Annotated in this window: 10 protein-coding genes; 6 read left to right on the forward strand and 4 right to left on the reverse strand. The window is 69.8% G+C overall.

Features of this window, described 5'->3' with window-relative positions:
* Nucleotides 1-308 precede the first annotated feature (308 nt).
* Complete coding sequence (locus VNT50_RS05385) at nucleotides 309-1,040, reverse strand: 3'-5' exonuclease (protein ID WP_325484074.1); 732 nt, start codon at nucleotides 1,038-1,040, stop codon at nucleotides 309-311.
* A gap of 73 nt (nucleotides 1,041-1,113) precedes the next feature.
* On the opposite strand from VNT50_RS05385, the gene VNT50_RS05390 reads away from it, so the two are divergent.
* Nucleotides 1,114-2,058, forward strand: a complete 945-nt coding sequence (locus tag VNT50_RS05390; protein WP_325484075.1) for an alpha/beta fold hydrolase — start codon at nucleotides 1,114-1,116, stop codon at nucleotides 2,056-2,058.
* Here the strand turns inward: VNT50_RS05390 and VNT50_RS05395 are convergent.
* Nucleotides 2,015-2,578 (reverse strand): CGNR zinc finger domain-containing protein, encoded by a 564-nt coding sequence (locus VNT50_RS05395; RefSeq protein ID WP_325484083.1) that lies wholly within the window; start codon nucleotides 2,576-2,578, stop codon nucleotides 2,015-2,017. The two genes, VNT50_RS05390 and VNT50_RS05395, sit on opposite strands and share 44 nt — an antisense overlap.
* A 75-nt stretch (nucleotides 2,579-2,653) precedes the next feature.
* On the opposite strand from VNT50_RS05395, the gene VNT50_RS05400 reads away from it, so the two are divergent.
* Nucleotides 2,654-3,658 (forward strand): EamA family transporter, encoded by a 1,005-nt coding sequence (locus VNT50_RS05400; protein ID WP_325484076.1) that lies wholly within the window; start codon nucleotides 2,654-2,656, stop codon nucleotides 3,656-3,658.
* On the opposite strand, the gene VNT50_RS05405 is transcribed toward VNT50_RS05400, so the two are convergent.
* Entirely contained in the window at nucleotides 3,630-4,103 is a 474-nt protein-coding gene (locus tag VNT50_RS05405; RefSeq protein WP_325484077.1) for an Lrp/AsnC family transcriptional regulator, read from the reverse strand. The two genes, VNT50_RS05400 and VNT50_RS05405, sit on opposite strands and share 29 nt — an antisense overlap.
* 172 nt (nucleotides 4,104-4,275) lie before the next feature.
* Here VNT50_RS05405 and pdhA point away from each other — a divergent pair, with 172 nt between their 5' ends.
* The 4 genes from pdhA (at nucleotide 4,276) to VNT50_RS05425 (ending at nucleotide 9,718) form a co-directional block, all read left to right on the forward strand.
* Nucleotides 4,276-5,430 carry a pyruvate dehydrogenase (acetyl-transferring) E1 component subunit alpha gene (gene pdhA / locus VNT50_RS05410; RefSeq protein WP_325484078.1) on the forward strand — a complete coding sequence of 385 codons (1,155 nt, stop codon included), beginning with the start codon at nucleotides 4,276-4,278 and terminating at the stop codon, nucleotides 5,428-5,430.
* A complete protein-coding gene (locus tag VNT50_RS05415; RefSeq protein ID WP_325484079.1) occupies nucleotides 5,427-6,488 on the forward strand; it encodes an alpha-ketoacid dehydrogenase subunit beta in 1,062 nt (353 codons plus the stop codon). Before pdhA ends, VNT50_RS05415 begins: the two co-directional genes overlap by 4 nt.
* Entirely contained in the window at nucleotides 6,485-7,909 is a 1,425-nt protein-coding gene (locus VNT50_RS05420) for a dihydrolipoamide acetyltransferase family protein (RefSeq protein ID WP_325484080.1), read from the forward strand. The genes VNT50_RS05415 and VNT50_RS05420 overlap by 4 nt, the downstream gene beginning before the upstream one ends.
* A 303-nt stretch (nucleotides 7,910-8,212) precedes the next feature.
* On the forward strand, nucleotides 8,213-9,718 hold the full coding sequence (locus VNT50_RS05425) for a DEAD/DEAH box helicase (RefSeq protein ID WP_325484081.1): 1,506 nt from the start codon (nucleotides 8,213-8,215) through the stop codon (nucleotides 9,716-9,718).
* Nucleotides 9,719-9,746: 28 nt separating this feature from the next.
* Here VNT50_RS05425 and VNT50_RS05430 read toward each other — a convergent pair whose 3' ends face one another.
* The gene (locus VNT50_RS05430; RefSeq protein ID WP_325484082.1) at nucleotides 9,747-11,744 is read right to left on the reverse strand and encodes an acetoacetate--CoA ligase; all 1,998 of its coding nucleotides are present in this window, start codon (nucleotides 11,742-11,744) and stop codon (nucleotides 9,747-9,749) included.
* Nucleotides 11,745-11,863: the final 119 nt, after the last annotated feature.

Consider the following 11,863-nt stretch of genomic DNA (forward strand, 5'->3'; position numbering starts at 1 on the left):
TGGCGGCACCACGACACCTTCGGGGGCAGCGAAGGCGTCTTCTGAGAAGGACTGATTCAGCTGCCAGACAATGAAGGCGCCGACCCCTCCGGCGCTTACGACCAGCACCAGCACGGAAACGCCGATAACCGTCAGTGCGCGCCGCCATCGGCTTACCGGAACCTGAGCATGGCGAGTTCGCGAAGCATTTCGTCGGCGTGGCATCCCCCGAGCCCTTCGTCTGCGGTCGTGAGGCATCAGTCTGCCAGAGCGCCCTTGGGCGGTGACTTCAGCCCACCGTCGCTCGCGCACGCTGTGCGAGGCGGGCGCTAGCGGATCGGCCAGCTGCCGTCGAGCTCGTCGTCGGGGTCGAGCCGGCCGATGCTGATGAAGTACTCGGTGAGGCTCGCCGCCTGCGCCCGGGCCCACGAGATCTGGCGCGTGTGCAGCTCATCGGCGGTCGGGGGCAGGACGTCGGCGAAGCGCTGGGCGATCGCCTGAGCCACCCGCCCCGCCGCGATCGCATCGGCGGAGGCATCGTGCGCGCCCTCGAGCAGCACCGCGTAATGCGCCGCGACGACGTCGAGGGTGCGCTTGCCCTTGCGGTAGCGATCAAAGGTCTTGTCGACCACAAGCGGGTCGATGACCGGGGACGGGTCGACGATCGGCGGGATGCCGTGTCGCAGCGACTCGTACTTGAGAAGGGAGAAGTCGTAGGGCGCGTTGTATGCCACAACGGGGATGCCCGCGGCGAACAGGGCGCGGAGCGCGCCGGCTACCTCGGCGATGACCTCGCCGGCGGGTCGTCCCTCGGCGCGTGCCCGGGCTGTCGTGATTCCGTGCACGGCCGTGGCGCCGGTGGGGATCTCGATGCCGGGGTCGGCGATCCAGTCGCGCGCGCGGATGACCGTGCCCGAAGAGTCGAGCAGCCCGACGTGCGCGGTGACGATGCGATCCTCGGTGACGTCGATGCCCGTCGTCTCGAGGTCGAACACGCCCACCACTTGACTCCACGCCGGGGTGTCGAAGAGGGCCAACGGCTCGGGTCGCCAGGTGCTCATGCCCCCCACGTTATGGGCGCCCGCCGACATCGCCTTCGAGGCGCTCCGGAGCTCACGTCCGTAGACTCGATGGATGCCCGCCCCGCAGTCCGCCGCGCCCCTGTCCGCGGCGCCGCATGCCACCGTGCCGCATCCCACGGTGCCGCTGGAGGCGCTGCGGTCGACGAGGCACGAGATCGGGGTCGCGGGCGGCACCACCGTGTACTGGACCTACGGGCCGGATGACGCGACCGAGACCATCGTCGCGGTGCACGGGTTCCGGGGTGAGCACCACGGCCTCGAACCCGTCGTCGCGCTCCTCCGCGGCATCCGGATCGTCTCGCCCGATCTGCCCGGCTTCGGTGAGACCGCGCCCCTGGCGGGTCGCACCCACGACATCGAGGCCTACTCCGACTGGCTGCGCGACTTCGCCGCCGCCGTGGCGCCTGGGGCCGTCATCCTGGGTCACTCGTTCGGGTCGATCGTCGCGTCGGCGGCGGTCGCGGCCGGGCTCGAGACGCCACGCCTGATCCTGGTCAATCCCATCGGCGCGCCCGCCCTCGAGGGGCCCCGAGGACTACTGACCCGACTCGCGATCCTCTACTACTGGGCGGGGGCCCGGCTGCCCGCGCGCGCGGGGACGGTCGTGCTGCGAAGCGGCATCATCGTGCGCGTCATGAGCGTGTCGATGGCGAAGACGCGCGACAGGCGGCTGCGCCGGTTCATCCACGACCAGCACGACACCTACTTCTCGCGGTTCGCCGATCGCGACGTTCTGCGCGATGCCTTCGTCACGAGCGTCTCGCACGATGTGAGCGAGTACGCGGCACGCATCGCGGTGCCGACGCTGCTCGTCGCCGCTGACTGCGACGACATCACGCCGATCGAGGTGCAGCGCCGGCTCGCCCGGGTCTTCCCGAACGCCCAGCTCGTGGAGATCGCCGGCGTCGGGCACCTCATCCACTATGAGAAGCCCGTCGAGGCGGCAGCCGCGATCACGCGGTTTCTTGCCGGCCCCGTCGGCGACGGTACGCGTTGACGTTCATGCGATTGCCGCAGTTGCCCGAGTCGCAGTAGCGCTTGGAGCCGTTGCGCGAGTAGTCGATGTACGCCCCTGAGCAGTCGTCGGCGTCGCAGATGCGCACGCGGTCGTAGTGGTCGGAGCGGATCACGTCGACGAATGCCATCGCGCTCTCGACGAGCACGCGGGTGGCGAGGGGCGCGTCGTCGTGCGTCGCGTGGATGTGCCAGTCGTAGCCGTCGTGGATGACGAGCTGGGGGAGGGCACTGCCGTCGCGGAGCATCGCGTTCACGAGTGGCACCGCACCCTCGCGATCGGTCGCCCAGAGGGCCAGCAGCCGTGGCCGGATCGCCCGGAGCCCCTGGAGCTCCGCATCGTCCCGCCGGATATCCCCCGTGTACGGGTGATCGCTCAGGAAGGCGTCGAGGTCCGCCAGCGTCGTGAGTCCGTCGAGCGCATCGCGATCGGTGTCGGGATGGGTGTTGACGAGCGCGACGGTCGCCTCCAGCGCCGTGCGCGTGTCATGGATGAAGACCATGTTGACTCCTGACAAGTGGATCACGTAGTGTCACTAGTGTAAGCACACTTAGCTCCTGACAGTCGGATGTCTCTCATGACCACTCCCGTCGTTCCCACGGCACCCGTCCCGGTGATCGGGCTCCCGGCGGTGCCGCGGGTCCGCACGTCGGGGATCGTGCTGGCCGTCGCCTCGGCGCTGGCGTTCTCCTCGAGCGGCCCCCTCGTCAAGCCACTGCTCGAAGCGGGCTGGTCGCTCGGCGCGGCGCTGCTGGTGCGCATGGGTGTGGCAGGGCTCGTGCTCGCACCGGCGCTTCTCGTCGCGATCCGCAGGCAACCGGCCTTCCTGAGGCACCACTGGCGGCCCATCCTGGGCTTCGGCCTCACGGCCGTCGCGGGATGCCAGATCTTCTTCTTCGCGGCGATGCAGCGGATGCCGGTGGCGATCGCCCTCCTCATCCAGTACCTCGCGCCCGTCCTGCTCGTCATCCTCGCGTGGGTGCGCACCCGCCGCGCCCCGTCCCGCCTCGTGATCGCCGGGTCGATCGTGGCCATTGCGGGTCTCGTGCTCGTCGTCGACATCTCGGGCGCGCAGTTCGACCTGCTCGGCACGATCTTCGCCCTCGCCGCCGCGGTGTGCGTCGCGGCGTATTTCCTGATCGCCGAGCGCGCCGGCGACGAACTGCCGCCCCTGGCCCTCGCTTCGGGAGGACTGCTGATCGGCGCCGTCCTCATGGCGGTGCTGTGCCTCACCGGCATCCTGCCGTTCGTCGCCCCGGACGTGACCGTCGCGCTCGCCGGCATCGCGCTGCCCTGGTACGTGCCGCTCCTGTGGGTGGCTGCCATCGCCACGACCGCGGGATACGCGTTCGGCGTGATGGCGGTGCCGAGGGTCGGATCGCGGATCGCGTCGTTCGTCGGGCTTTCGGAGGTGCTCTTCGCGCTCGGATTCGCGTGGCTGCTGCTGGGCGAGGCGCCGACGGGCGTGCAGCTCGCGGGCGGGGCGCTGATCCTGCTGGGAGTTGTGCTCGTAAGGCTGGATGCCGGGTCGGCAGGTGAATCCCGGGAACCAGCTAGGGTTCCCGTCGTGCCAGCTCCATGAGCGGCGCCAGCCGGTAGGGGATGACCTCGCCCATCACGAGCGAGGTCTCGGTGCGCTCGACGCCCTCGATCGCGAGAATGCGGGCGTCGGTGTCGAAGAGATGACGCGCGTCGCGGCACGCGACCCGGGCGAGCAGATCGACCTGGCCGCTGAGCCCGTGGGCCTGCACGACCTCGGGGATCTGGGTGAGCTCGTGCGTGATGCGGGGGAGCTCGACCTGGCGCACTTCGACGTTGATGAACGCCTCGAGCGGGAAGCCCAGGGCGCTCGACGAGATCGCCCGCTCGAACGAGAGGAACACGCCCGCGCGCTCGAGCCGGGCCATGCGTGCCTGCACCGTGTTGCGGGAGAGGCCGAGCCGGTCGGCGAGCGCGACGACGGTGGCGCGGGGATCGCCGGAGAGCGCGGCGAGCAGCTCGAGGTCGACGTGGTCAAGGGAAGCCATAGTGCGAAACAATAGCACGAAACGAGGGGACCTCATTTGGCAACATGCTCAACCCGATTCAGCATGCTTGAGCTAGGTGCGCCACCGACGTACCCTTGACGTGTCGGCGACGAAGCCGGCGATGAGTCGGGTCGGCCCCACGAGGGCGGACCGCGATCAAGGAGGTAGAGCGATGGCGCACACCCGGACACCCGCAGCAGAACCCTCGATCGACGTGGAAGACGTCTCCCGCGTTCTGGAGTACGACGGGGAGCGCATCGCGGACCCCGACCTCGACCCGTGGATCGCCGACGTCGGCATTGCGGAGCTTCAGGGGCTGTACCGCGACATGGTCATCGTCCGCCGCATCGACATCGAGGGTGTCGCCCTGCAGCGTCAGGGCCAGCTCGCTCTCTGGGCGCCATGCCAGGGCCAGGAGGCCGCCCAGGTGGGCACCGCGCACGCCGTGCGCTCCGACGACTTCATCTTCCCGAGCTACCGGGAGATCGGCGTCAACTACGTGCGCGGCGCCGAGCTCGTGGATTTCGTCCGCGCCTGGCGCGGCGAGGAGCACTCCACTTTCAACCCGTATGACATCAACGTCGCAGCCGGGCAGATCATCATCGGCGCACAGACGCTGCACGCCGTCGGCTATGCCATGGGCATCATGAACGACGAGACCGATCAGGTCGCGGTGACGTACTTCGGCGACGGGGCCACGAGCCAGGGCGACGTCAATGAGGCGATGATCTTCGCCTCGTCGTTCCGCGCGCCCGTCGTGTTCGTCTGCCAGAACAACCAGTGGGCGATCTCGGAGCCCGTCACGGTGCAGGCGAAGTTCCCGATCGCCGGAAGGGCGCCCGGCTTCGGCATCCCGAGCATGCGGGTCGACGGCAACGACGTGCTCGCGTGCGTCGGTGCGATGCGCTGGGCCCTCGCCCACGCGCGCGCGGGCAACGGGCCGGCCTTCATCGAGGCCGTCACGTACCGCATGGGCCCGCACACCACCGCGGATGACCCGTCGCGGTACCGCAGCAAGGACGACGTCGAGGTGTGGCGGGGCCGCGACCCCATAGCCCGCCTGGAGTCGTACCTCCGCTCCGTCGGCGGTTTCGACGACCAGTTCGCGGCCTCGGTCGCGTCCGAGGCCGATCGCGTCGGCGCCGAGCTGCGCGCTCAGTGCCTCGCTCTGACCTCGCGCGCGCCGCTCGCCGTGCTCGACAACGTCTACGCCGAGCCGCACGTCGGCCTCGACCGGCAGCGCGCCGAGTTCGCGGCCTACCTCGACGGCTTTGCTTCGACCGAACCCAGCGCGGCCGAGCCGGGCACCGAGGGGGCGGGACGATGACTCAGCTGACGATGGTCAAGGCCATCAACGAAGGCCTCCGGCAGGCGATGCTCGATGACCCCAAGGTCGTGGTGATGGGGGAGGACGTCGGCCGGCTGGGCGGTGTCTTCCGGGTCACCGACGGGCTGATCGACGAGTTCGGGGCGCGTCGCGTGATCGACACGCCCCTCGCCGAGGCGGGCATCATGGGCACGGCCGTCGGTCTCGCGTACCGGGGCTACCGACCCGTCGTCGAGATCCAGTTCGATGGATTCGTCTATCCGGCGTTCGATCAGATCGTGTGCCAGGTCGCGAAGCTGCACTACCGCACGCGCGGCAATGTGAAGATGCCCATCACCATCCGCATCCCGTGGGCCGGGGGAGTGGGCGCGGCCGAGCACCATTCGGAGTCGCCGGAGGCGTACTTCGTGCACACGTCGGGGCTGCGCGTGGTCGCGGTGTCGAACCCGCAGGACGCGCACGTCATGCTGCGGCAGGCGATCGCATCGAATGACCCCGTGGTCTACTTCGAGCCCAAGCGCCTCTACCACGCCAAGGGCGAGGTCGACCTGGGCGCGAGCCTTGCCGATGCCCCGCCGCTGCACGTCGCCCGCGTGATGCGCGAAGGCACCGACGTCACGCTCATCACCTATGGCGGGCAGGTCAAGACGGCGATGGATGCCGCGGCCGCCGCCGAGGACGAGGGCACCTCGATCGAGGTCATCGATCTGCGGTCGATCTCGCCCGTCGACTACGCCACGATAGATGCGTCCGTCCGCAAGACTGGCCGAGTGGTGGTCACGCACGAGGCCGCACGCGAGGCGGGCGTGGGCGCCGAGCTCATCGCGAGCATCACGGAGCGCTGCTTCAACCATCTCGAGTCCGCACCGGTGCGCGTGACCGGGCACGACATCCCCTACCCGCCGGCGAAGATCGAGCACCACCACATCCCAGATCTCGACCGCGTGCTCGACGGCGTGGACCGCGCGCTCGACCGCCCCAACAGCCTGACGGGGCTCACGGACCAGAGCATGCCCGAACCCGGCCGCGGAGCGGCCCTGAACGGGGGTGCGCTGTGATCGAGGAGTTCACCCTGCCCGACCTCGGTGAGGGGCTCCCCGAAGCCGAGCTGGTCGCCTGGCTCGTCGCGGTCGGCGACACGGTGGCGCTCAACCAGACGATCGCGGAGGTGGAGACGGCCAAGGCCGTCGTCGAGCTGCCCTCACCGCACGCCGGTGTCGTCACCGCCCTGCACGCCGCCGCCGGCGACGTCGTGGCCGTCGGCGCACCGCTCATCTCTTTCGACCTCGGTGATTCTGCCGCGCCCGCTCAGCCCCCCGCCGCCGAGCAGGCATCAGCCGCCGCCGAGGGGGCACCGGCCGCCGAGCGGGCACCCGCCGCCGAGCGGGCACCGGCCGCCGAGCAGGCGCCGCCGAACCTCGTGGGCTACGGCGCCGCACCCGCGGCACCCGGTCGTCCCGTCCGACGCGCCCGCGGACGGCGAACGGGTGCGCCCGTCACCAACACCGCTGTGCTCGAGGCCGCCCCCCACGACGTGCTGCGGGAGACGGAGCTCACGCACGACGTGGCGCTCGAGCGACCGCGGTCGACCCCCCCGGTGCGCAAGCTCGCGCGCGACCTCGGCATCGATCTCGCGCTCGTGAACGGTTCCGGCGAGTCCGGCCTCATCACCCGAGCCGATGTGGAGGGATACGCCGCCCGCGTCGAAGCGCCCGTGCCGAGCAATCCGGCCGTCGCCGCACGCCCGCCAGCGGGCGAGCCGCGGAGGGACGATGCCGGCCGCACGACGCGCATCCCGATTCGGGGGGTTCGCAAGTTCACCGCCGAGGCGATGGTCCGAAGCGCCTTCACGGCGCCGCACGTGACGACCTTCCTCACGGTCGATGTGACCCCGACGATGGAGCTGATCGCGTCGCTGCGATCGGACAGGTCGCTCGCCGAGCACCGCATCGGCGTGCTCGCGGTCGCCGCCAAAGCCGTGTGTCTCGCGATCACCCGGACGCCCGGCCTCAACGCCAGCTGGGACGAGGCGGCGGGGGAGATCGTGCAGCACCACTATGTGAACCTCGGCATCGCGGCGGCCACCGAGCGCGGACTCGTCGTGCCGCACGTGAAGGACGCCGATCGGCTGAACCTGGTCGAGCTCGCCGACGCCATCGGCGCCCTCGCGGCGACCGCACGGTCGGGAAAGACGCAGCCCGCCGACATGACGGGCGGAACGTTTTCGATCACGAACGTCGGCGTGTTCGGAGTCGAGGCGGGCACCCCGATCATCAACCCGGGCGAGGCCGGCATCCTGGCACTCGGCGCCGTGCGCCGGCAGCCGTGGGAGCACCGCGGCGAGATCGCACTGCGCGAGGTGATGACGCTCAGCCTGTCGTTCGACCACCGCCTGGTCGATGGAGAGCAGGGCGCGCGGTTCCTGGTGGACGTCGGCGACATCCTGCGCGAGCCGGGGCGCGCGATGCTGCTGGGCTGAGCCGCCCGTACGAGAATGCCGCTGCGTGGGGGAGGGCGCGGCATTCGCGTGCGGGTCCCTGCCAGGCTCGGCGCGCCTGTTGCGGTAGAGTGGAGATACCTGCGGAGCTCTTCTGCTCCCTTGCGTCGTCAGAACGCACCATGAGGCCCTCGCTCAGCGAGCGGATTCCTGCATACTTCTCACGGCGAACGGATGCGTCGACCGACGCCTTCGCCTCATCCCCACCGCGATGCCGCGCCCGAACGCCGCATGTTTCGCGCCGTCCGGCGCGTGCGGTGGATCCTGCCCGAAAGGCACCACCACATGACCACTTCTTCCTCCAGCGCCCCGACGACGATTCCGTCGTTCGCCGCCCTCGGCGTGCCCGCACCCCTCGTGCGCGTTCTCGCCGAACAGGGCAAGGCCGAGCCGTTTCCGATCCAGGTCGACACGCTTCCCGACACGCTCGGGGGCCGCGATGTGCTGGGCCGCGGAAAGACCGGCTCCGGCAAGACCCTCGCGTTCGCGCTGCCGCTGGTAGCGCGCCTCGGCGGCAAGCTCGCCGGTGGAAGCCGCCGTGCGGGCCGCCCGCTCGCGCTCGTGCTCGCACCGACCCGTGAGCTCGCCACGCAGATCGACGAGGTCATCAAGCCCCTCGCCGCGGCGTACGGGCTCAAGACCACCACGATCTACGGCGGCATCAACCAGAAGCGTCAGGTCGATGCGCTGAACGCCGGCGTCGACATCGTCGTCGCCTGCCCCGGCCGCCTCGAGGACCTCATGAACCAGCGGTTCGTGACCCTCGATGCCGTGGAGATCACCGTGCTCGATGAGGCCGACCACATGGCGGACCTCGGGTTTCTTCCCGTCGTCACGCGCATCCTCGACAAGACGCCCCAGGGCGGTCAGCGCCTGCTCTTCTCGGCCACCCTGGACAACGGCGTCGACAAGCTTGTGCGCCGCTTCCTGCAGAACGAAGTGCTGCACTCGGTCGATGAAGCCACCTCGCACGTCGCCGCGATGACGCACCATGTCTTCGAGACCGCCGACAACGACACGAAGCGCCAGCTCATCACGACCCTCGCGTCGGGCCGCAGCCGCCGCATCCTCTTCACCCGCACGAAGCACCAGGCGAAGAAGCTCGCCAAGCAGCTCACCGACGCCGGCATCCCCGCCGTCGACCTGCACGGCAACCTCTCGCAGCCGCAGCGCGATCGCAACCTCGCCGCGTTCGGTGACGGCTCGGTGCGCGTGCTGGTGGCGACGGATGTCGCGGCCCGCGGTGTGCACGTCGACGACGTCGCCCTCGTGGTGCACGTCGACCCGCCGATGGAGCACAAGGCGTACCTGCACCGTTCAGGTCGCACGGCCCGTGCCGGCAGCGCCGGTGACGTCGTGACCGTCATGCTGCCCTCGCAGCGCGGCGATACCGTCTCGCTCCTCAAGAAGGCGGCTATCGCGGTCAAGCCGACCCCGGTCGCGCATGACTCGCACGCGGTCGCCACGCTGGTCGGCGAGACGGCCGCGTACGTCAAGCCCGAGCCGCGCCCGGTCGTTCAGCAGGGGGGCGGCGGACGCTCGCAGGGCGGCGGACGCTCGCAGGGAGCAAACTCTCAGCGCAAGCGCGCCGCGCGGGACGGGCAGCCGAGCCAGGGCCAGCGCGGACAGCGCGGCGCCGGTCAGACCGAGAAGGCCGGCCAGGGCGGCCACCGCCACGGCGGTCAGGGTGCGTCCCACAACCCGCGCGGCGCGGCGCCCCGCACGGGCATGCGCGTCGGCGACATCGTCGGCCGCGGCCCGAAGCGTACCAACCGCCGCGCCCAGGGCTGACCCGGCCCGAGGCTCTACGCGACTCCGACTACTCGGCGAGGGTGCGGCGGAACTGCGCCGCCCTGTTCGCGAACCACGCGACAGACTCGGGGTTCGCGATCGACCCGAGGTTCACCGCTCGTGCGAGCGGTTGGCCGGAGAAGAGCCGCTTGATGGGAACCTCCAGCTTCTTGTTCGCGTGGGTCACCGGGATCCCGGGGACCGCAAGCACCTCATCGGGTACGTGTCTTGCGCTGGCACGCGTGCGGATGACCGACGCGATCCGCGCCGAGAGCGCGTTGTCGAGCGTCGCTCCTTCGGCGAGGTGGATGAACAGCGGCATGTAGTAGCCGCCGCCGGGCAGTTCCACGCCGATGACGAGCGAATCGCGAATCTCGGGGACGTCCCTGAGGGCGGCGTAGATGTCACTCGGCCCGATCCGGACGCCCTGCCGGTTCAGGGTCGCATCAGACCTGCCATGAACGATGAACTCGCCCGATGCGGTCTCGGTGATCCAATCTCCCTGCGTCCAGACGCCGGGGAAGACGTCGAAATACGCGGAGCGATACTTCTCGCCGCCGGGGTCGTCCCAGAGAAAGAGCGGCATCGAAGGCATGGGACGACGCACGACGAGGTCACCGACCTCGTCGATCACGCGCTGGCCGTCCTCGCCCCACGCCTCGACGGCCACCCCCAAGAGGGGACCCTGGAGATGGCCCGCGTGCACGGGCTCGAGGGGGTTCGAGCCGATGAATCCGCTGCAGATGTCGGTCCCACCGGTGTCGGAGCCGAGGTGGACATCTGGTTTCACCTCGCGGTGCACCCACAACCAGGTCGATACCGGCAGCGGCGAACCCGTCGACAGGATCGACCGGAGCGCAGACAGATCGACCGTGCTCCGTGGGTTGACCCCGGCCCGTTCCGCCGCCTGAAGGTATGCGGCGCCGGTCGCGAACATCGTCGCTCCCGTGCGGGCGAGGATCCGGAATTGGCGATCCGCGCCGCCGAAAGTCGGCGAACCCGAGTAGGTCACCACGGACGCACCCGTCGCCAAGTTGGTCACCAGGGTGTTCCACACCATCCAGCTGGTGTTGGCGGCGACGTAGTAGCGGTCGTCCGGCCCCATGTCCTGATTCAGCCCGGGGCCTTTGACGGCTTCGAGGAGGATGCCGCCGTGACCGTGCACGATCCCCTTCGGCGCGCCCGTGGTCCCCGAGGAGAAGAGGACCCACAGCGGATGGGAGAAGGGAACCCGCTCGAACCTCGGCTCGACGCCACGTTCGACGATCTCGTCGAAACGAGTGCGGGGGCGTCCCATGGCATCCGTACCGCGTGACCCCTGCCCGATGATCACCGTGGCTTCGAGGCCGGGAAGCCCTCCTTCGATCTCGGCGAGTCGCTCGGAGACATCGAACGGCTTGCCGTTGTACGAATAGGTGTCGGCGGCGATGAGGATGCGCGGCTGGAGCTGGCGCAGACGGCCGAGTGTCGCCTCGGCGGACAGGTCCGGCGAGTTGATCGTCCACACCGCTCCGACAGCAGCGGACCCGAGGAGACCGATGATGGCCTCCGGCACATTCGGCAGTACGGCGGCGACGCGGTCGTTCGGTCGGATACCCCGAGAGCGCAGCCAGTCCGCAAACGCGCCGACCTGTTCGGCGAGCTCTCGCCAGGAGATGCGACGTTCGTCGTCGTCCTCGGTGAGGTGGAGGATCGCGGTCGCATGATGACGGTGGCGGTCGGACGCCGCGCGGAGCACGTTCTCTGCGAAGTTCAGCCTGGCATCCGGGAACCAGATCGCACCGGGCATGCGCTCGTCGGCGAGTGCCGGACTTCTCCAGCCATCGCCTACCAGGTCGAAGTACTGTGCGATGCACTCCCAGAAGGCGGACACCTCATCGACTGACCAGCGCCACAACTCGCGGTACGTTGTCAGCTCGACCCCGCGCTCGTCGCGCAGCCACCGCATGAAGCCCGTCATTCGCGCCCGCGCGATATCCGCCTCGGTCGGCGTCCACGTCACCGCACCGGGTGCATCGGTGCTCATCGTGCGGCACCGGTCTCGTGGTCCGAGCGAACGAGCTCGATCTCGTCGCCTCCTCTTACGACGCGCAGGTGCTTCCAGTTGAGGAGTCGTCGTACCGCATCAACGAAGTCCGTGGCGCT

Origin of the sequence: Microbacterium sp., from assembly GCF_035554235.1 — a bacterium.
Classification (GTDB): Bacteria; Actinomycetota; Actinomycetes; order Actinomycetales; family Microbacteriaceae; genus Microbacterium.